This is a genomic window from Idiomarina rhizosphaerae (assembly GCF_024159085.1).
Lineage (GTDB): Bacteria > Pseudomonadota > Gammaproteobacteria > Enterobacterales > Alteromonadaceae > Idiomarina > Idiomarina rhizosphaerae.
On sequence record NZ_JAMZDE010000005.1, the window covers coordinates 284,052 to 303,469 of the forward strand.

Below are 19,418 nucleotides of genomic sequence, written 5' to 3' on the forward strand. Positions count from 1 at the left end.
GTTACTTTTAAAATTATAGATGAAAACCAACAGAAGTCCAAATAAAGACCAAATTTAGACCAAAAACACTTTAGAGGTAAATATGAAAAGGATTTTATTAGTATGCGCATTTGTTTTGGTTGCTGTTGTCTCTTTTTGGGTGGGGCGTCAGTCAATGAGCGGCTTAAGCACACCAACCGCGCCAACAAGTGCCGATGCACCAAAAGCACAAACCAGCGCGCAACTGGATACATCCAACAGTGAGACCAGTGCCAAACAAGCTGCCGAGTCAGTTGAGCCACCTCAGCCTGAAAGCGATACTTCAAATGAAGAAGAGCTCAAACGCCAGCAGCTTATTGCAGAAAACCCGAGTTTTTTTGAGGGGCAGAATAAGTACTTTGCCGATGATGAAAAGTATCTCAATGGCGTTGAAAGCTTTGTACCGCAAAATGGCATCAGTTCGTGGGGAATTAATCGTGAGAAGGAGCTGTCCCGCCTGCTGTCTGACCAGGATGGGCTTTTACACGCGGAGTCTGAATGTCGGCTGACTATGTGTATTACGACAGGCGCATTCATGAGCCTGCAAGAATTCCGTTCTTTTTCAATAGACTACAATAACCTGCAATTTTACGGTCAGCATTATGGGACAAAATCTTTAGCTGATGGCCTACTGGTTTTTTATGTTATTACCTATAAGCAGACCGACTAGCCCATAAGTTGCTTACTGAGCATACCAATAATGAAACCAAATACAGCCCCGAGTGCAGGCATCCAGTGGCGGCGCATTTTCGCCTGTGGGGCAATGTCCTGAAACACCAGATAGAGAATGCCGCCCGCTGCAAAACTCATGATCATCGCTGTAATTTGTGGTGCATCGCTCAACCACCAGTAACCCATTATTGCTGCCAACGGACCGAAAAAGGACACTCCCAATAAACCCAGTAGCGCTGATTTTGTCGTTAACTTTGCAGTTTTTAATTCACGATAGGCGTTAAAGCCTTCCGGGAAGTTTTGCGCAGCAATGAAAATGGCCAGCAAAATGCCCATTTTTGGGTTAACAGCAAACACAGCCCCTAGAGAAACCGCCTCCGGCACGAAGTCTAGCACCATCGCCATAAATTGCGAAACATTGCCCTCATGCTTTTGCAACCAAGCATCAACAAGGCAAAAAGTAACGCCGCCAGCGGCAAATAACCCGGTCAGTTGCCAGGCATTTAACTCTTTCATTCCCTCTGGCACCAATGCAAAAGCCACGGCGGCCATTAAAATACCACCACCAAATGCCGTAACGCCGTGTACGAACTCTTTCTTAACTGCCGTATTGGCTTTGCCTTCAACGTGCGCTAAGAAACCGCCGAAAACCGCCATTAAGCCGGCTCCCCAGGCTATAAGCAGCATGATATAAACGTTCATGATTAAACCTTATCAAATACAGAGCCGGTATCCGGGCTAAACAATTTACTGTAAAGCTTGGTCGCGTAGTTGTCCGTCATTCCGGAAATATAGTCGCAAATAACCCGCTTGGGGTTTTCTGCGTTTTTATATTTTTGCAAAGTAGAGCCGGGCAGCAGTTGCTCTGGGTTTTCGCTCAGTACCTGAAACAGCTTCAGTATCATCATCTGCCCTTTGTACTCCAAAACCTGCACCGAAGAGCTACGAATAACATGCTTAAACACAAAATCCTTCAGTACTTGCAGGGTGTGTTCAATCTGCTCCGGAAGGCTCGCCTGCAGATCCAGCCAGGGAGATTCAAACAGGTTCTGTTCTGCGACTTCAATGGCATCCACAAAATGCCCGACAAGCTTACTAATTGCGTGCTTACGCGCACGGCTTTGGCCTGAAAAAAGCGCCTCGGTGTAAAATCGCTCTTCCTGCATAATAACGCTGTTGTCGTCCAACACAGCGAGTACGTCTTCGCGCCACTGCTTTTCGGTTACCAGATTCAGTGCCAGTGAGTCTTCTAAATCGTGCACGCCGTAAGATATATCGTCTGCCAGCTCCATAATGGAGGTATCAAAGGCTTTATACTGTGCTTTGGTTTTACCCTCTTTCGTTTTAGTGGAGCGAAAGGTCGCTTTGTCGTTGGGAGTCAGCGGTTCCAGTATCCAGTCCAGCACATCCTGTTCGTCGTCATGAACAGATTTGGGCGGTTTAAAAACACTTAGGTGGTCTTCTTCAGACAGTGAGCGAGTACTAACTTCGCTATGCAACACCGGATACTTAAGTACACCAAGTAAAGTGCGCCGGGTTAAATCCAAACCGTCGTGATCAGAATACTCACCCAGCTTTGAAATAATGCGTAGCGTCTGCCCGTTACCTTCAAAACCACCGTTGCTGTGCATGTGATAGTTCAGTGCCACTTCGCCACCGTGCCCGAACGGCGGGTGACCAATATCATGTGCCAGACAAATGGCCTCAATTTGAAAATAAGACGGGATATGCATCGAAATAGCATCGTTCTCTGCATACTTTTGCTTTAACTTCTCACAAATACCCGAGCCAATTTGCGCCACTTCCATAGAGTGCGTTAAGCGCGTGCGGTAAAAGTCACTCTCACCCACCCCCAGCACCTGAGTTTTTGCCTGCAAGCGGCGAAACGCCGACGAATGAATAATACGCGCCCGGTCACGCTGAGCATCGCTGTCCGGCGTAGCGGCATTAAAGGTCGTAGTTTTTCCTGAGCGGCGTTTGAGCATAGCAAAATGTCTTCGTTTGTTTTTCAGTTACTCACAGCAAAACAAATTTTTGCGGGTTTGCCCAGTTTTAATACCGCCAATGTAAGACATTTATATCAATGCCTTACCAATTGATAGTTTAAGAGCTCAAATTTAGTATAAATACACCAACTTGACGCACAATGCTGTTGTGCATAGAATAAATACAAAGTGATCAGTAAACCATGGCCGTTAAATTCAGGGACGACTGGCTAGAGGACGTTATAATTATGAGAGACACAAAACGTCGCCCGGTATCCGTTGGCCAGATGCTAATAACGGAGTTTCTTGAACCGATGAACATTGAAATAAAAGAGCTCGCTGATGCTATGAGAGTACACAGAAACACGCTCAGCCGAATTGTTCATGATAAAGGAGCCTTGACCGCACCTATGGCTATTAAATTAGCGGCTGCTTTGGGTAACACCCCGGAATTTTGGTTAAACATTCAGCACGCCGTCGAAATCTGGGACGTACGCCACCGGGCATACGAACAAGAAGCTGAAAATGTAAAACGCCTGAAACCTCACGCTAAACCTTATCAGCAGGCTTGAGGGAGCAGCTGTTGTAGAGCTACTATTGGCACACCTCTTGCTGTCTCCTATCCATAAACGCGAATAACGCACTAAACAGGCAAAACATTGCCACCCGGCAATGCTAATTTTGGATAAGGAAAAGCCATGAACATGAACCCTGTGAGTAATAACGCGAGTTATCCGACGACAACAACGACCCAAAGTAACAAAACTGAGGAACCTAACAGCAGGGACATTACGCCGGAGCAAGACCGTGAGTCGCTGATAGACAATGCCTACCGCAGCATATTGCTGAATCGTATGGGTGTTGATATCGGGCATCTGGAAGAAATTGAGCAAAAGATAGAAGAGCTTGAGAGTAAATCCAGCCTTACCAAAGAAGAAAAGGATGAACTTAACAGCCTGATGGAAGCGCGCGACCAGCTATTCGAAGACGCTATGCGTCGCCAGGCGGAAGAAGGCAATAACGGCAAGCAGTCCGATATTCCCATAGCGATAACTGAAAACTTTAATGCCCGCAATATATCACCTAACGACATGAGCGAATTGGCCAGCCAGTTGTTTGAAGCCGGTGTTATTACTCGTGAGCAGCGTAGCGCGATGAGTTTTCAGATCTCCAAAACCAGCTCACACAAAACCTTTACGCCAGAGTCTCAGCAGATAGACCCGGATGAGCCTATGGATTTTGTGAAGTTTTGGGAAGATAGAGTAAAAGCCAACGACTATTTTGACGTATCAGCAAAAGAAAAAGCGAAAGACCAGGGAATTTTAGATGTGCTGCGGCAAGTCTGAATATCACTTGCCGCAGGCTTCATCATTTATTGCGTGACTTCAAATCACTATTTTGCGCTTCAATTTCACTGATGTATTTTGACTGATGCTCGCGTGCGAACTGCACAGCTTTATTCGAGGCCTTTAACGCATTCGCGTTATTGTCATTCATTGAATAAACCGTTGCCAGGCTGTCCCATAAAATTTCGGACTGGTCGAATACCTCAACGCCTTTCTCCAGAATTGCCTGTCCCCAGTCAACTTTGCCTTCATAAGCGGCTTTTAGACCATAGACGTTATACTGGTGAACCGACATAGGGAAGTCGTAGCCCACCGTCTTTTCGTAATCAGCATAAAACGCCTGCAACTGCTCCAGCGACTTAATTTCGATGTTTGGTACCGCGTTAAACCCACGAAAAACCGATTTAAGCCCCTCGACATTACCAATTAGTGGCGTGCTGTCATGGGTTTCGTTGGGGAACTGCTTTGACTCCCAGTTAAAAGCCGATTCCGGCTTCGCTTCAAGCACATTTAATAAACGCTCATAGCTCTCGGCCATTTCGTTAGGCTCATTCGCCATGCTGACAAACCAACGTACCGCCGGTTTTTCTGCCTCTTGCTCTACCACTTTTATGTCTTTTATAAGCGCAAAGTCATCCCACCAGAGGCTTGGGCTGACCGATATTGCGGCGTTGATAAAATCTGAATGGTGAGTCGCCAGATAACTGGTGTAGAGCCCCGACAACGAGTGCCCAGTAACCACAGTGTAAGGCGATACTCTGTACTTTTTCTGCAACGCTGGCATCAGCTCATCTTGCAAAAACTGGGTGTACTGCTCCGCACCGCCAGAGCGGTCGGCGTAGGCTTCCATTTTTGTGTGAGTAAAGCGCTTTAAGCGGTTCCTCGCACTGACCCCGACAACAATCATTTCCGGCACAATAGAAAACGTACTTAAAAAATTAATGTTACCCGCTATGTGCTCAAACTGCGTTGAACCGTCCATAACCAGTAGCACCGGATACTGAAAACTGTCTGAATGCTCATAGCTTTCCGGCAACGCAACCCGCGCCGTTATCCCTTCATCAAGGAGCTTAGATTCCATAGTGAAGATTTCGGACGCGTGCACGCTGGCAGCGGTGAAGAAAACGAACAGACAGGCAAATGAACGGGTTAAGCTTTTAAAGGAAAGAGTCATGAGATCAGTGAGTTACTGGGTCGTGGGGATATATTAGAACTATTTGCGGGTGGGGGCAATTGGGGAGCGGCTAGATCTAGGTGTTACAGCAGGTTATCCCTACCGCAACACGCTAAATGCTTGATAAAGCCTAGTTGGAAGTTTGTTTTTCAACTCCCAGGTTATATTCATTGGTCGCTCTCCGTGACTGTCGATAAAAGTGACTGGCCCACATGCTTTATAAGCCGATTGCTTATTTTCTCTAACGAAAAGCTGGAACTGCCAGCCATTCGTACCGCTCTCAATGTAGCGGTGTCCGGTGGGAGTACTCGCGGAGGCTGTATTCTGCGACTGCCAATGGAACTTTTCTCGGCTTATTGCGTAGTCGTTATAAGCAACACCTTCGTGCACGGCATCAGCTTTATCAAGCGTAACGAATAGCAGTTCGAGCTTTTTATCTTGGAAGCGCAAAACGCCTTCGCGAAATACCCGACGCTCCTGTTCATTCAAAAAGCCTACGGCGGTCAAGATTTCACGTATTTGATAAGAGGCGTGAAGTTTCAGTGGCGTATTTTCGAGTCCAGGCAGAGAGTCGAACACGTAGTTTGTTCGGGCATCTAATATACGTGCTAGCTCATTCAGTTCATTTAATGCTTCCGGCTCAGTATGTAGGCTGTCTATAAAATCAATACCGCTAACGACACGCTCATTCTGGTAATCAACTTGGTAAGCCAACATTTGTGCATACTGCTTGGCTCTATCAGTCCACTCGATTTGTTCTTTTCTATTAGTCGCCTTCTCGATCAGCCGAAGATACTCAGGGTCATCAATGTGCAATAGACTCATGAAGCGTGTGCTAAGATAAGTTTCCTGCTCCGTGGCATCGCCCGCTATTAAATTAGCAGCGCGCTTTAGGTTAGTCCATCCGGTGTTATTTCCGTTTCCGCGATAAATATCTGTAAGCTCAAGCTGTTGTTCGCTTATAAACTCCGATAGCAAAACAGTATTACTACCTTTTATTCGGGCAAAATGGTTAAGTTCATTGCGCAGTTGATCCCAGCGTTGGTTAATCGCTTGTCTCAGGCTTCCTAAAATCGACTCACGCGCTTCCTTTTGAAGTTGCAAGTAGCAACCGCTCGGCAGCTTGCCAAAGCCATTTTGCACACCGTCGTAAACTTCTTTACGCGTCAAACCCGTTATTGCGCCATACAATACGTCAAAACGAAAACCTGCACGATGCTGACCGACAAAATCGAGCACTAAACAACTTTCCTTTTCGGGGTGTAAGCGAAGTCCTCGACCGATTTGTTGTTGAAACAACGTGACACTTTGAGTCGGACGTAGCAGCAAAAGCGTGTCAACAAAAGGCAAATCAATGCCTTCGTTGTATAGGTCAACGGTAACTAACACATTGATTTCTTTGTTCGCTAATTTTTTTGGCAACGAAGCGCGTTCTTCGCGAGAGCTTTCGCCGTATATCAATGCAGCTGGAATACCTAAGTCATTAAACTTTCTGGTCATAAAGCGCGCGTGGTCGACGTCTACGCAAAATGCCAGTGCACGAGAATGACTTATGTTATTAACAACTTCGTCCCAAGCTCTGACTACATTTTGGGCGCGCGCATCATTATCGGAGAGAATATTATGAAGATCGCTACGGCCATCGCCGTTTTTCCAATTCACTTGCCGATAGTCCTGGCCATCATCACAAGCATAGTATTCAAACGGTGCGAGCAACTGCTGGTCTAACGCATTCCATAACCGCATTTGTACAGACGGTGAACCGTCCGGACGACAGTCAAAATAGGCGAGAATATTCTTGTTATCTGCTCGCTCAGGTGTTGCGGTCAGGCCCAATAAATATTTGGGTTCTACTCGCGAAATGACCTCATCAAAACTTTGCGCAGCGATGTGATGACACTCATCAACTACGACAACTTGCCAGTGATTCGCTGGGTACCGCTCCAATAATTTTTTAGAGCGTAAGCTCTGTACCGTTGCAAATAAATGGTCATATTGCTCAGGCTCATGTCGTCCCGTAAGTAAGTCACCAAAATTGGCATCTTTTAAGATTTGCCGATACGTAGTAAGTGACTGACTGAGAATTTCTTCGCGATGCGCAATAAAGAGTAGCCTGGGCTGCCCCTTCTCAAGCTCGCAAACTCGACGGTAATCGAAAGCCGCCATCACTGTTTTACCAGTTCCGGTTGCTGCCACTAACAGATTTTTGAAACGTCCGTGTGCGCGCTCATTATCCAGCTGCTCTAGAATATCCGCCTGAAAGGGTTTGGGTGTAATATCAAAGAATGTTGTGATTACGTGCTCGGGTAAGTTTTTCCCGCCAGACTCTCTACTAAGCGCGTCCTTCAAAGCCGCTACATGCTGACTATTGTTTGGGTCATACGGCTGAAACTCACCATCTTCCCATAACGTTTCAAAGTGCGCTTTTGCGCGTGAATACAGATTATGTTGCCCATGCTGGGTGAACTTAACTGTCCATTCCAAACCACCCATTAACGCGGCGCCCGATAAGTTCGCACTACCTACATAAGCACTTCCAAAGCCCGTTTTGCGTTCGAACATCCAGGCTTTTGCGTGCAACCGTGTCCGTCGCCCATCGAGCGATACTCTAACCTCGCAATTCGGTAGCCTCGCGAGCATATCCAATGCATTTTTCTCTGTCGCACCGATATAAGTTGTCGTTAGAACTCGAATAGAGGTTTTGCTGTGGCCTTCAGCATCGGTTGCGGTGATTTGCTTCAGTACGTCATAAATTTTCCGCACACCTGACACAGTGATGAAACTCACTAAAATATCCACGTGATCACAGCTCGAAAGCTCAGTGATTAACTCATTCAACAACGCCGGTGAGTCTTTACCCGCCGTAAATAGCCACGGCTGTGACAAACTGATATGAGGCAATTCTGGCTGCTCACCTTTACGGTAAATTGATCGTAAAAATTGTGGCGGATTTACTATTTCATCAATGAGCGTTTCTGCAGTACTCTCTCTTATCTGGTGTCGGGCGTGTTGAAGAAGGCTGTTTAATAAGTCGACTTGAGCCATGAGTTTTTCGTTATCAGAAAGCCGTTCGCCTTCGCCAACTGCCGCCAGTACTTGAGATAATTGCTCAGTTAATGCTTCCGTTAATCGTTCATGACTATTCTCAACACTCAGTTTTTCAAAATCAGCAATTAGGCTTTCATCATGCGTTGAAAGCTCGTCTTTCACTGCTGAAGTTTGCAACAAGTCATAGATGCCACGGTACAAGCTAGACATTTTTGTCTCCTAAACTTAGCAACTTCCTCCCCACCAAACTCAACCGCTCTTTAGCCCGAGTAATTCCGGTATACAGCAGCTCTTTGCTTAGCACGGGGCTGTCGTGGTCGGGCATTACCATGATGGTGTGTTTGAATTCGGAGCCCTGAGATTTATGTACCGTCATGGCGTACACGGTTTCTATATGGGTGAGGCGACTGGGCAGTACCCAACGCACGCCGTTATTTTCAGACTGACTGGCCTGGTCGGGAAAGGCGACGCGCAGATGACCGTGTTCAGGGTCTTTAAAGGTTAGGCCGATGTCGCCATTGTTCAGCTTCAGTCCGTAGTCGTTTTTGGTGACCATAACGGGACGGCCTTCGTACCAGGTGTTGGCGTTTACTCCGAGTATGTCACCGACTTTTTGGTTAACGGCTTTTACGCCCCAGGGGCCTTCGCGCAGGGCGGTCAGAATTTGGAAGTTGCTTAGGTTTTGTAGGGCTTCCTGGGCAATATCGTTGATGTTGTTGGCATCTGTTGTTGCGTCGGTATTGTTCCTGACGTGTAACGTCAGGCTACCGGAGGTCAGGTTACGTTTAACCAAAGCTTCGAAGGCTGGGTCGTCTAAGCTGCTGACTTCGTACAGACTGACGGGGTAGTCTTCATCGGCGTGTTTGGCTTTTTCGAGCTCCTGCTTTGTTGCAGCGTTGTCTTGCTGGTTAATGGCGTTAGCCAGATCGGCAATAGGACCTTTGAAGCGGTAGCTTTTGCGGAATTTAACGACGTGTTGCAGGCGTTGTTCACCGCTTTCGTCAATTAAGTCGCCTGGGAACTCGGGTGTGTCGGCTACTTGTTGCAACCACTGAGCGGTGTCTTTGTGGTAGTGGCCTTCATCAGCGCCTTCGCACAAGTTACCCAGCACGGCGCCGGCTTCTACGGAGGCAAGCTGATCTTTATCGCCTATCAGCACCAGCCGCGCATTTTTCGGTGTCGCTTTTAGCAGCGCGGTCATCATTTCAATGTCTATCATTGAGGCTTCGTCGACTATCACAACGTCGGTGCGCAGTGGGTTGTCGGCATGGTGTTTAAAGGCGCGCGAGTTCGGCTTTACGCCCAGCAGGCGGTGCAGGGTTTTACCTTCGGGCTTTATGGAGTCTAAGGCGTCTTTTAAGGTGGCGAGCTTTGTATCACCCCGCAGCCTATTCAGCTCGCTTTCTATCGATTCGGTCAGCCGCGCGGCTGCCTTACCAGTAGGCGCTGCCAGCGATACGCGTAACGGAGGTAAACCGAGGAATAAGGTCTGATGCTGCAACGCTGTTAGCAAACGCACTACGGTGTAGGTTTTACCGGTGCCGGGCCCGCCGGTTATGACGCTAAAGCGGTTACGCACGGTGTTAGCGCAGGCCACGCGCTGCCAGTTAATCTCATCCGTCTTTTCACCACCTGCTTGAGCAAACAGCTTTGCCAAAGTGCTTTTCAGTAAGTCGTCATTGGTCACAGGTCGGTCGCTCATGCGCGCCTGCAGGTCGTTCTCTATAAAGGCTTCGTATTGCCAGTAGCGGCGCAAATACAGTTTGCCACCACTCAACACCAGTGGCTGGTTGCCTTTACCGTCGGCGTCTACGCAGTGGCTTTGGGTTAAAGCGGTTTCCACATTAGTACCAAACTGACGGAACAACTCGCTGGGAGTATCGCAGTTTGGTGAATAGCGGTTTTCGGGTGGTAAGTTCAGTACAGTTTCAGGTTCATTCTGCAGCGCCTTTATGTCAATGCTGGTATGTCCGCGACCGGCTTCGTGCGAGGCACACAGGGCTGCCAGTAACACTTCACTGCGCGTTTCTCCGGCTTGCTGCAAAAACTCGACAAAGGCCAGGTCTATTGAGCGTATCCAGCTGGCATCTCGCCACTCACGCAACGCATCAAATAAGGTGTTTAAGGTTACTTCTGTCATACCGGCTCCGACTCTCTACCTGAAAAATCCGTACCCGCAAAAAGCGTATCCAGCTGCTCTATTAACTCCCGTGGCGGCCTGTCACAAAATGCCCCGCCGGTTTCCGCCCTATGCCCACGCAAGAACAGATACACGGCACCGCCTACATGGGTATCGTAGTCGTAGTCACTGCCTAACCGCGCTTTTAACAGGCGATGCAGTGCCAGGGTGTAAATGACGTATTGCAGGTCATAGCGGCTGTGCAGTATTTTCTCGCGCATGGCTTGCTCGGTATAAGCGTGATCGTCTTCGCCAAGCCAGTTCGACTTATAATCCGCCACGTAATACTGCCCATTATGCTCAAACACCAAATCGATAAAACCTTTTAGCATGCCGTTCAGCACATTAGGTTCCAGCGCAGGGCGTTCGTGCCCCGGCAGAATGTGTTCGTGAACCAGAGCATCCAGCCTTTGTGCGTTAACTTCACTGGCACCGAACCAGAATTCCGGCTCGGCTTTGTATTGCTCCAGTGCGCTTAAGCTAATGCGGTCACCACTGTCATTAATTGGGAATTGGTTATGCAAATAGGCGTCCAGCCAATGCTCCAGGCTGTTTTGATGTTCCTGCCAATAAGGGCTGACACAAAAGCCTTGTACCAGCTCGGTACGCTCGGCGGCGTTACCCGCAATCTGCGCAAAACCAATATTGGCCGACTCTTCCAGCAGGTTATGTAAAAACGTACCCGGCCCCGCGCCTTTGGGTAAATGATGAATACTGTCCGGGCTCGGCTCAGCGGCACTGGCAACTTCTGCCTCGTCATCGTCACGCTCGTCCAACAGGTTCATTTCATCGGGCGACTGCGGTGCTTGCACGCTTTTTGTCACGGCGCCTTCGTACTTCAGCGCACTGTAACTGGCCACCCACCAACGCTCCAGTTTACGGTCTTCGGGCATGCTGCGTGGTGTCAGCTTCGGTGTTGTTTGCTCCTGCTCCAGCGCACGGACTAAAGGCTCGTCGTCTTCCAATCGCGTTAACTGCGTATGCTGTGCCTGCTGCCAACGTTCGCTAACTTCGTTGTACAGCTCATCGGTTAACGACTCGCCGCCGTTCAGCAGATAAAAAAGTGGGTTGTTGCGATGCTCTTTCACCGCTTCCAGCGCAATAAAAGTCGCGTATTGCGCGCGGGTAAAGGCCACATACATTTTGCGTAAGTCTTCCGCGAGGATCTCATTACTTAATCGCTGTTTGTTGTCGTCGTCTTTTGACCACAGTACTTGTAGCTCACCGTTCTCATCGTGGTACACCGCTGGCGGTTTTATCCGGTAGGCTTCCGCCTGGGTGTACGCCACAAAGGGCATAAACACCAACGGGTACTGCAGGCCTTTCGACTTATGAATGGTGATAATTTTTATCAGTTCATCGTCACTTTCTAAGCGCAGTTGCTGCTCGTCACTCTGAGTGCGGCTGTTGCTGCCAAAGCCGTGGCGCTCATTTACCTGTTCGGCAAAATGGTTCACCAGCGCCGGAATACCGTCCAGTACCAGACTCTGCTGTTGCAGCAGCTCAGCAATGTGCAGCACGTCGGACAGTTGGCGTTCGCCATGAATGCGGTCTTCCAGCAGCTTCGCTGGCACCTGATGGTCGTGCAGCAAGCTGTGCAACATGGCCAGTACGCCCTGTCGCTGCCACTGGTCGTGATAACTTAAAAACTGCTCTACCCGTTCTTCCCACTCACGTTCGTGGCTGTGAATATGTTCCAACTCGCTCAGCGGCAGGCCAAGCAACTGTGTCGCCAGGGCACTGCGTATCAGCGACGGGTCGCGCGGCTCGGCGCAGGCACTCACCAGCGCCAGTAAGTCTTTGGCAACGCGCTGCGCAAATACCGATTCCCGGTCCGACAAATAAACGCTTTTTAGCCCGCGGTCACTCAGCGCCTTTTTAATGGCATTGGCTTCGTTAAAGTTGTTCACCAGAACCGCAATGTCATTGGTTTTTACCCGCTGCTCGAGTTTATCGTCGTCGTTGTAATAACCTGCCTGAGGATCATTAAGCAGGGAGGCAATCAAGTTAGCGTGATGGTTCGCCGCAGCGCGGAAGAACGTGTCTTTATTGCGTTTTTCTTCACCGGATACTGACCACAGAAGCGCCGGTGCGGTTTTTAAATTGCTGGATAACAGGCAGTGCTTGAAAGTGCGCTTTAGCCCGTTCGCACCCACCGGGTTAAAGGGCAGCTGGTTTTCTTCTTCAGTCTTAAACAGAAAAGCACCGCGCGGCAGCTCTTCGGCACGCTCAAACAGGGCATTAACGCTGTCCACCATGGCCTGCGACGAACGGAAGTTTCGTGCCAGATTATAATGCCGGCCTTCGGTATCGCGCCGGGCTTTCAAGTAGGTGTAAATATCGGCGTTACGGAAGCTGTAAATGGCCTGTTTCGGGTCGCCAATCAAGAAAATACCGGTGCCCGCGTGCGGCTCTGCCAAATTGTAAATACGGTTAAAAATCTCGTACTGCACCGGGTCGGTGTCCTGAAATTCGTCCACCATAGCCACCGGATACTGCTTACGAATAGCCGCCGCTAAGGCTTCGCCGCTGGGTCCTTTCAGTGCATCACGTAAACGGGTGAGCATGTCATCGTGGCCCATTTCGGCACGCTGATTCTGCAGTTCAGCAAAACGGCTGCTCACCCAGAAAGCGGCGTGTTGTTTTACTTTGGCCAGCTCTTCCTGCTGCTGCACTTTGCTGCGCTTAATGCGCTCCTGCAGCTCGCCTAAAACAACCCAGCTGTCGGGCATACCGCCAAGTTTGGCCTCAGCGAACGTCTGTAACTCGTCGGTGCTAATGTTTTTCCAGTTAGCCGCGGTGGCGTCGGGCTCAACCAGGTCAGGATCGCCACACCAGTCCGCAAATTTCTGAAACTGCTTAAGTTTGGTTGCTGCACCCTTCGCTTGTGAGGTTTTATCAACCAGTTCCTGAACAATAGGCGCAATTTCCTGCTTTATAGCCGCCATTCGCTGCTGATGCGAACTTTCCGCTTCTTTCAGCAAACTGTGCAAGTCACCATTGACCGGTGCCTGTCCGCTTTTACTTAAGCTGTAAGTGAGCCCTAACAAGGCTTCGGGTGACTTAAAGTCTTCCAGCAACCGGGCGCTGAGTTCAGCATCGGCCGGATAAATAAAGCGGCGGAAATAGTCTTCGGCCGCTTGCAGGCGCAGCTCTTCGTTGTCGGTTTCAACGTCCTGGCTGAACAAACTGCCGCTGGCAAAGGCGTGTTCTTTCAACATCGACTGGCACCAGCCGTGAATGGTTTTCACCGCGGCCTCGTCCATGGATTGCGAGGCTAAATCCAGCAGTCGTGCCAGATGCATCAGGTTTTGCCCTTGCGCCGCGCAGTCTTCGCGCAGACTGGCTAAGAAAGGGTCGCCTTCTACGGCTTCCGGGTCACGGAAGTAGGCGGCGGCTTGCGCCAACCGCGCGCGAATACGATCGCTCAGCTCTTCAGTGGCGGCTTTGGTAAAGGTCATGACCAAAATGTTTTTCGGTACCAGCTCACGTTCAAACGCAGTTTCATCCGTACCACTATGCGAGCCATGACCAATCACCAGACGCACATAAAGCGCGGCAATGGTGTAAGTTTTACCGGTACCGGCGCTGGCCTCAATGAGTCGGCTGCTGTTCAGCGGAAAGTCGAGCGGATTCTCTAAGGTATGAGAAGACAACTGGCTCATGATTTATCCTCCGGTACCAGAGTTAAGCGCATAGGGTCATAGAGTTCGTCCATAAAACGGCGGAAGTGCGGTGATGCCTGAATGGCTTCGTAACTCTCGGCAACGCGCCCGCAATAATCGCTTTTGGTGACCAGCGCCGGGTCTTGAAAGCCGTCTTCTTCGTACTTCTGCCGCGCTGCTTCATGCGCCAGCGTCTCATCATGCTCGTTCTTGTCCAGAGCATTGAGCCAGGTCATACCCACGTCCAGATGCATGGGCTGCGGCTGCTGCGCTGACAGGGCCACCAAATCCAGAATTTGCTCCAGTTGTTGCACCGCAAGCTCAGCCGGCACTGGTGCCACCTGCAACTGACACCCGCCTTTGGACACAATTAAAAGCCGTGTCGGCTTTTGTAAATTTAACAGCAACAAACCAAGGTAAAACGCGCTGGCGTGTTTCCAGCCGCCACTATTTATGCCTTTGCCATTTTTAGCGGCAATATTGCTGGCGGAGGTGACCACCCACAAACGCCCACCGCTTTCATTGCTGTGCAGCCCGGTTACCGTGTCATCAATAGTCAACCCACTGTGCTCAAAAAGCACCTCAACCGGAAACTCATTCACACCCGAGTAACCGGCAATGCTCTGCTGATAGGTTTCCAGTATCTCCAGGGACTGCTCCAGCAACTGGAAACCATTTTGCTCGGCTATTGCGCCAATACCCAAAGCCCCTTCGCGTTTAATACGGTTCAACTCTTTTAATAGCGAGGCTTCAATGCCAGCCCCGCCCAACAGCGCCCGCTTGCCCGCATCCACCAGGCGCGTGGTTAACGACCAGCTTTGTAAGCTATCCATGACAAAGGCTTCGCTGTCGTCCAAATCTTCACTGTTGCGGCTAAAGTAGGTGTCCAGCCGCCAGTTAAAGTACAGTCGCGCGGGCTCTTCAATAAAGCGTTTAATGTCGTTAATGCTCAGGGTGCGTTCCAGTTCGTCGTCTGTGGCAGTCGCCGAGCCCGTGCGGCTCGCAGAAGCCACCATGCCCCGATGCGCCTGCGCCCATTCACTGGCATAAGTAAAGTATTCCGGGTCTTCCTGACTAAAGTAATACGGGTTAAACGGCTGTAATTTGTGCTCAACGGTCAGGCTGTTAATGTCCACTTCCCAGCCCTGCTGCAGGTGATCACGCAGTTGCGCCACCAGCACCGACGGTGTGCGCTCGCTGTTGTCTTTGGCGCTATAGCCCACCCAGCTTAAGTAAAAACAGTCGCGGGCTGAAAGCATCGCTTCCAGGAACAAATAGCGGTCATCGTCACGACGCGAACGGTCACCGGGGCGGTAACGGTCGGTCATTAAATCAAAGTCGACACGCGGTGTTGAACGTGGGTAATCACTTTCATTCATACCCAGCACACACACGTACTTAAACGGAATGGCCCGCATGGGCATTAAGGTGGCAAAATTCACCGCGCCCGCCAAAAAGCGTTGATTCAGATTCTGCTGGTCTACGCGCTCCAGCCAGGCGTCTTTAAATATCGGCAGGCGCAGTTGTGATTCGTTATCCGCTTCTACGCAAATATCCCGCAGTTGATACAGCTCGTCACCCAGCTTAGCTAACAGTAAGCGATCACTGTCTTCTTCGGCCTCGAAAAACTGTTCCAGTAGCCACTCGCCCTGAGTGACCCACTCCGGTAAGGTGTGTTCACCCTGCGCGTGCTGCCACCATTGTTCCAGGGTGCGAACCACGTCCGCCAAACAGCCCACCAGCGCGGCACTTAGCCCGGCCACTTCGGTGTAGGGTTCTACGTTAGCCCAGGGGGAGTCGCTTTCTAAGCCAACGTCGGCCAAATCGCCCATAGCGTAACCGGCTATCATGCGTTTTAAACCAAACCACCAACTGTTGGTTTCTTCCGCTGCCGGCATATAAAATTGCCCGCGCTGCTCGGCATTCAGCCCCCAGCGCGCGCCGGCTTCTTTTACCCAACGCTTTAACTGCGGCAGGTCATCGTCACTCATGTCAAAGCGTTGCTGCACCGCCGGAACCGACAGCAAATTGAATAAGTCAGTCTGGGTAAAACGCAGTTGGTCAACTTGCAGTAATAGCTCCACCGCTATCATTAACGGTCGTTGGTGACGCTCACCCTGATCGGCAATGGTATAAGGAATGGCGCGCGAGTCACGCTCACCAAACCGGTTGTGATAGCGACCAAATACCGCATCAATGTAGGGCGCGTAGGTGTTGACGTCGGGCAACATCACCATGATGTCGCGCGGTTTTAAGTCCGGGTCTTTCGCAAAGGCATCCAGTAGCTGGTCATGCAGTACTTCCAACTCGCGCTGCGGGCTGTGGCAGACATGAAACTGCAGTGACTTATCGGCCGCATTAGGCGCAGGCCAAAGCTCGCGGGTTTCCTGCACCGGGCGCAGGTTTAAAATATCGTCCTGCAGCTGGGCTAATAAATGGTCGGTGTTGTGGGGTTCAAACAGTTCCAGCTTAATGGTGTTAAAGGCTTCCTGTTTGGCCAGGGTTTCATCGTATAAGTCCAGCAGGCGAATGTAGTCCCGCCCCTGCTTACCCCAGGACGCCAGCAACGGATGCGCCAGCTGATGCAGTTCGTCGTCATTGGGGTCGTCGGGCAGTTCTGGTTTATGTTTTAAGCGCGAAGAGGCTTTGACCGCCTGCCGCAACGCCTCTTTGCCATCGACAATATCCGCCCAGTGGTATTGCGACGGGTTATGCACACACAACAGAATTTGGGTATAGCCTTTTATGGCATCCAACACCTGCAGCATTTGCTGCGGCAGCGAGGAAATGCCAAACACCACCACACGTGGCGGCAGACCTGCCGGACGTTCAGTTAACGCCTTTGCGGTGTCAATAAAGCGCTGATGCAGCTCCGCCCGGTTATTCCAGTAGTCATCTATGCCAATGTCGTTACTGACTGCACGCCACAATTCCGGCTGCCACAACTGTTCGGCTTCAACCAGCTGCTCGTGTTCCAGTACATCCTGACCGCGCACCCAGTTGTCTAGCCAGTCAGCACGGTACACCGCGTACTGATCAAATAAATCGGCCAACCGCCCGCTCAGCTGATACAGCTTACGTCCGTCGTTGTCGTCGGAAGTGTAGTGCTTAAGCGGTGCAAAGTGCGGGTTGTGCTCAATAAGTTCAGGCAAAAGACGCATTAACCGCCAGGTTAAGCGATCTTTGTCAAAGGGGGAGGTTTTAGGAATATCATCGCCGAGAACGGCTCTATAAGCTTTCCATTGAAAACGCGCCGGCAGGGTGACGTCTATCATGGCGGCAATGCCGCTCGCCTGGGCTAAGTTAATTTTCAACCACTGGGCAATACCGTTGCTTTGCACCAGCACGGTTTCCTGCTCCAGCGGCGCCAGCGGGTAGTTTTGGGTGAATGTAACCGCCACATCGGTTAAGTCTTCCAGCCGATGTCCATGCGCGACAATAAAGCCGGGGGTCAATTCATTCACTCGCTGCTCTCCCTGTAGGGTTACTGTAAGGCATTCATCCTAATCAATAGGGAATTATCTTACTAGTTATAGAGCAACTTATCGACGCGCTTATTTGGTCAGTAATTTGTCCTTGGCCTGACGATTGGCTTTGCGCATTTCAGAAAAGGCGGAGTCTTTTTTGTAACGGCCTTTTTCTACATGACGGATAATCGATACATCGTCGATATCCAGGGGCTTTCCGTGCGTGCCCAGTAACCAACGAAACGCTCTGTCTTCGTATGCTTTAGCCCAATGGTCTTTCGGTTGTTGATAGCAATCTGTCTGCTCACAGTAGCCATAGCGGCGCGCGGTATCACCATGAGTGATCTGTACGGGTCCGGTCGCTTTGCTAAAGCTGTGATAGTTATAACCGGCTTTTTCCAGACATTCATCCGTCGAAATTTCCTTGCCGTTACATAACACATCGTGCTCTTTACTCAATAACGCCGTACGCGCCACTTTTTCGGGGAATACTAAAATACAGGACTCTTTAGTTAACGCTTTTTTCAGGCTGGGAAAAGTATTTTCGCCGAACATCAAGTCGCAATCGGTAAACCATATCCAATCGGCTTTGGTTTCTTTCGCGGCTTTATTACGACCAATAGCGCGTCGCATTAAATCGTTTTTTTCAAGCGCAACGAAGTTCCACTCAATATTATCCACTTTCTTACTGGCATATTCTTCAATTAAAGCAACGGTGTCTTTGTCTTCCGGGCAATAAAAGCCTGTAAGGGTCACTTTAAAATCTTTAGGGGCGTTCTCAACCAAGGATTTCAGCTGATAGACGAACAAATGAGAGTAGTTCCAGCAATGGCTAACAATTTCGATGTGTTCAGGGGGGCTGGTTATATCTTCAATTTCTGTCGACTTGGGCACATCATAAAACCAACTGGCAGGAAAAGGGCTGGAAACTGCAAATCGCAAGATGAATTCTTTACTCTGCTGTAGCCAATGTTGTGTCGCCATTAAATTGTTGCCCCACTTTCGTTTTTTTAAATAGACTGTGATATTTTTTGACACAGGTTACAGAACAAAGGTTCACTTTGTAACCGCGCTATTATTAATGTAGCTTGAATTTGTTAACTATTTATTACCAACAATTAACTTTAACGTCGCTTCATATCCGCTAAGAAGTCAACAGGGCCTGCTAATGGAAATCTTTATCGCGGTATTTTTCTTTGCCTTCTCAACCACCATAACGCCGGGTCCTAATAACATTATGATCATGTCGTCGGGGGTAAACTACGGTATTAAAGCCAGCCTGCCGCACTTCTTAGGCATCTGCTTTGGCTTTCCGGCGATGGTGTTAGTGGTTGGTATGGGCTTCGGTTCCATATTGGAACAATTTCCACTGCTACACCAACTAATAAAAGTTGCCGGTACACTTTATTTGCTCTGGCTGGCCTGGGTTATTGGCTCACAAACACCAAAAACCATTGAAAAAGGCGACCGCAAACCCCTGACTTTTTGGCAGGCGGTATTGTTTCAATGGGTTAACGGCAAAGCCTGGGTTATGGCCACCGGTGCGGTTGCAGCATTTACCACCGTAGCTGGCACGCTTTGGTCCGAGGTAATAGAGATAACAGCCGCCTTTTTAGCTGTAGCCTTTCCTTGTGTTGGAATTTGGCTAATTGCAGGCGCCGGACTGCGTCAATTGCTAACCAACCACACCGCACAAAGAATTTTTAATATTTCCATGGCCTTACTACTGGTCTTTTCTGTGCTTCCTGTCGTAGAGGATATATTACAATTTTATTTTGCTTAAGCCTTTACAAAGTTAACATTAAAATAACAACTTGAACTAAACTCGTTAATGGTTAACTAAAGGTTATAAACAGTACAGGGG

The 19,418-nt window shown here is 49.6% G+C and carries 12 protein-coding genes; 4 read left to right on the plus strand and 8 right to left on the minus strand.

The window, feature by feature from the left end; all coding sequences use genetic code 11:
* The first annotated feature begins 82 nt into the window (after positions 1 to 82).
* Complete coding sequence (locus NJR55_RS05400; protein ID WP_253618517.1) at positions 83 to 688, plus strand: hypothetical protein; 606 nt, start codon at positions 83 to 85, stop codon at positions 686 to 688.
* Here NJR55_RS05400 and NJR55_RS05405 read toward each other — a convergent pair.
* Positions 685 to 1,392: a ZIP family metal transporter gene (locus NJR55_RS05405; protein ID WP_253618519.1), complete on the minus strand. Its 708-nt coding sequence runs from the start codon at positions 1,390 to 1,392 to the stop codon at positions 685 to 687. The two genes, NJR55_RS05400 and NJR55_RS05405, sit on opposite strands and share 4 nt — an antisense overlap.
* A 2-nt stretch (positions 1,393 to 1,394) precedes the next feature.
* Complete coding sequence (locus NJR55_RS05410) at positions 1,395 to 2,675, minus strand: anti-phage deoxyguanosine triphosphatase (protein ID WP_253618521.1); 1,281 nt, start codon at positions 2,673 to 2,675, stop codon at positions 1,395 to 1,397.
* Positions 2,676 to 2,923: 248 nt separating this feature from the next.
* Between NJR55_RS05410 and NJR55_RS05415 the strand changes: the two genes are divergently transcribed.
* Together NJR55_RS05415 and NJR55_RS05420 are read left to right on the plus strand one after the other, a co-directional pair.
* Positions 2,924 to 3,247: a HigA family addiction module antitoxin gene (locus NJR55_RS05415; RefSeq protein WP_011235745.1), complete on the plus strand. Its 324-nt coding sequence runs from the start codon at positions 2,924 to 2,926 to the stop codon at positions 3,245 to 3,247.
* Positions 3,248 to 3,373: 126 nt separating this feature from the next.
* Positions 3,374 to 4,021, plus strand: a complete 648-nt coding sequence (locus tag NJR55_RS05420; protein ID WP_253618522.1) for a hypothetical protein — start codon at positions 3,374 to 3,376, stop codon at positions 4,019 to 4,021.
* Between the two features lie 22 nt (positions 4,022 to 4,043).
* Here NJR55_RS05420 and NJR55_RS05425 read toward each other — a convergent pair whose 3' ends face one another.
* The 6 genes from NJR55_RS05425 to NJR55_RS05450 form a co-directional block, all read right to left on the minus strand.
* A complete protein-coding gene (locus tag NJR55_RS05425; protein WP_253618525.1) occupies positions 4,044 to 5,195 on the minus strand; it encodes an alpha/beta hydrolase in 1,152 nt (383 codons plus the stop codon).
* Between the two features lie 99 nt (positions 5,196 to 5,294).
* Positions 5,295 to 8,453, minus strand: a complete 3,159-nt coding sequence (locus NJR55_RS05430; protein WP_253618527.1) for a DUF3427 domain-containing protein — start codon at positions 8,451 to 8,453, stop codon at positions 5,295 to 5,297.
* Positions 8,446 to 10,383 carry an exodeoxyribonuclease V subunit alpha gene (gene recD / locus NJR55_RS05435; RefSeq protein WP_253618528.1) on the minus strand — a complete coding sequence of 646 codons (1,938 nt, stop codon included), beginning with the start codon at positions 10,381 to 10,383 and terminating at the stop codon, positions 8,446 to 8,448. Before recD ends, NJR55_RS05430 begins: the two co-directional genes overlap by 8 nt.
* Positions 10,380 to 14,087, minus strand: coding sequence for an exodeoxyribonuclease V subunit beta (gene recB / locus NJR55_RS05440; protein WP_253618529.1), 3,708 nt, complete (start codon positions 14,085 to 14,087; stop codon positions 10,380 to 10,382). The genes recD and recB overlap by 4 nt, the downstream gene beginning before the upstream one ends.
* Positions 14,084 to 17,551, minus strand: coding sequence for an exodeoxyribonuclease V subunit gamma (recC, locus tag NJR55_RS05445; RefSeq protein ID WP_253618530.1), 3,468 nt, complete (start codon positions 17,549 to 17,551; stop codon positions 14,084 to 14,086). The genes recB and recC overlap by 4 nt, the downstream gene beginning before the upstream one ends.
* A 90-nt stretch (positions 17,552 to 17,641) precedes the next feature.
* The gene (locus tag NJR55_RS05450; RefSeq protein WP_253618531.1) at positions 17,642 to 18,538 is read right to left on the minus strand and encodes a glycosyltransferase; all 897 of its coding nucleotides are present in this window, start codon (positions 18,536 to 18,538) and stop codon (positions 17,642 to 17,644) included.
* A 184-nt stretch (positions 18,539 to 18,722) separates the two neighbouring features.
* Here NJR55_RS05450 and NJR55_RS05455 point away from each other — a divergent pair, with 184 nt between their 5' ends.
* Positions 18,723 to 19,337, plus strand: coding sequence for a LysE family translocator (locus NJR55_RS05455; protein WP_253618532.1), 615 nt, complete (start codon positions 18,723 to 18,725; stop codon positions 19,335 to 19,337).
* Positions 19,338 to 19,418: the final 81 nt, after the last annotated feature.